The organism is Clostridium sp. BSD2780061688st1 H5 (genome assembly GCF_005845155.1).
Lineage (GTDB): Bacteria > Bacillota > Clostridia > Lachnospirales > Lachnospiraceae > Claveliimonas > Claveliimonas intestinigallinarum.
Genome location: NZ_SPGT01000058.1, coordinates 1 through 1,833, shown reverse-complemented (window position 1 = coordinate 1,833; position 1,833 = coordinate 1). Strand labels below are relative to the sequence as shown.

The 1,833-nt window shown below is 47.8% G+C and carries 1 protein-coding gene; it reads left to right on the top strand.

Annotated features, from left to right (window positions below; translation table 11 throughout):
* Window positions 1-431: 431 nt before the first annotated feature.
* On the top strand, window positions 432-1,718 hold the full coding sequence (locus FGQ86_RS16070) for an IS110 family transposase (RefSeq protein ID WP_243127309.1): 1,287 nt from the start codon (window positions 432-434) through the stop codon (window positions 1,716-1,718).
* Window positions 1,719-1,833 lie beyond the last annotated feature (115 nt).

Sequence of the window (1,833 nt, the reverse complement as noted above, 5' to 3'; positions counted from 1 at the left end):
TCTCCTCGTATAATAAGCCTGTACCCCAGATATACAGGGGTGGGATTATTCACTTTTAATGGTATAGAGGAGTCATCCCTCCGGAGGTTCTCTCCCTGATTTTCATCCCCTATACTGTTTACATGTTACTCATATTGCCAAGTTTTCCCGGACGCTTATAATAGAGTCCATAGGAATGTCCCAAAGGGTACCGCTGTTTCTCCTTGCAAGTTGCACGGTATGTGTTTCCTCACATCCCTGTCTCCATTGCTTAGATAGCTTGCGCCCTTGGCTCCACACTTCAGATGCTTACACAAATGTTGCACCTGTCCCGTCAGCTTCCAGCAGGGTATTTTCGGGGCTTTAATGCTGATTACGCGAGGTTGCATGGTGTGGTGGTCCGGGATCCAGCCCTTGGCTTTCCTTCCATCAAATCGAAAGGAGGTGATACTGTGAAGAACCGTATGAAATTCGATCACCTTTCAACGCTTTGTGTCGGCCTTGACATCGGTTCCCGCATCAACTTTATTACTGCTCTCAACTTTGATTCAGACCGGCTCATCAACATGCGCCCTGTTCCCAATGCGTCCAACGGTGTGGAAGCTATGGAGTCTATGATCCTTGCTGTTCTGGAGGCAAATCCCCAGTTCAGATATCTTCTGATCGCCATGGAGTCCACCAGTTTCTACGGCGTCCATGTGGCGAATTATCTCTCCACCACTGACAAGCTCAAACCATATGGTGTTAAGGTTTTTTGCCTGAATCCGAAAACGATTGCCAACTACAGGAAATCTTTCACTGGACTTGGCAAAAACGATGGCATTGACTCTTTTATCGTTGCCGATTATGTCCGTGCCGGACGGATCAACATCGAGCCCTGGCGCGGTGCCCAGTATCTTGCCCTGCAGCGTCTCACAAGGCAGCGCAGGCACATCAATGAAGCGATTGCCAGGGAGAAGAACTATGTCCTGAACAACGTCTTCCTAAAGTTCAGTGAGTTTGCTCTCCTCAGCGGCAAGGAAAGCCCTGTTTCCGATAAATTCAGCGCTACTGCCGAAGCAATCCTGACTGAGTACAAGACTACGGAGGATATCGCCAATGCCCCTTTAAAAGAACTAATCGACTTTATCTCCGCTTCCGGACATGGCAGGTTCTCTGATCCGGATCAAGTGGCCAGCCTGCTTCAAAAAGCAGCCCGTAACTCTTACCGGTTGGATAAGGCACTGTATGAACCGATCACCACATCCATCGCCTGTTCCTTTAACTGCATCCGTGCTTTTGAAAAAGAGCAGAAAGCTCTCGATAAAGCCATTGCCGCAACGGTCGCAGGGTTAAATCCTACGGAGTACCAGATCCTGAAATCCATTCCGGGGATTGGACCCGTTTATGCCGCAGGGATCCTTGCTGAAATAGGGTCTGTACGCTGTTTTAACAGCAACAACGCCTTGGCAAAATACAGCGGCATCATCTGGAGAGACAACCAGTCCGGTGAGTTTGATTCTGAGGACACACCGATGATGAAAGCAGGGAACCGATACCTGAGATACTACCTGATCCAGGCTGCTGGCAGTGTGGTTAGATACTGTCCGGAATACACGGATTACTACAACAAAAAATTTGCTGAAGTTCCCAAACATCAGCACAAGCGTGCACTCGCGTTGACCGCCCGTAAATTAATACGTCTGATTTTTGGTCTGCTGGACAAGAATCAACTCTACTCTCCGGCAAAGAGTAGGTAATCGTATACCGAACTTTTTTCTTGCGGTTTTGTCGCAGGCCTATTTGTTGTACCCTTTTTTATCTGTTTTCATTGAAATCTTTTTTTATCACCTCTTGACATATCACCAAATTGCT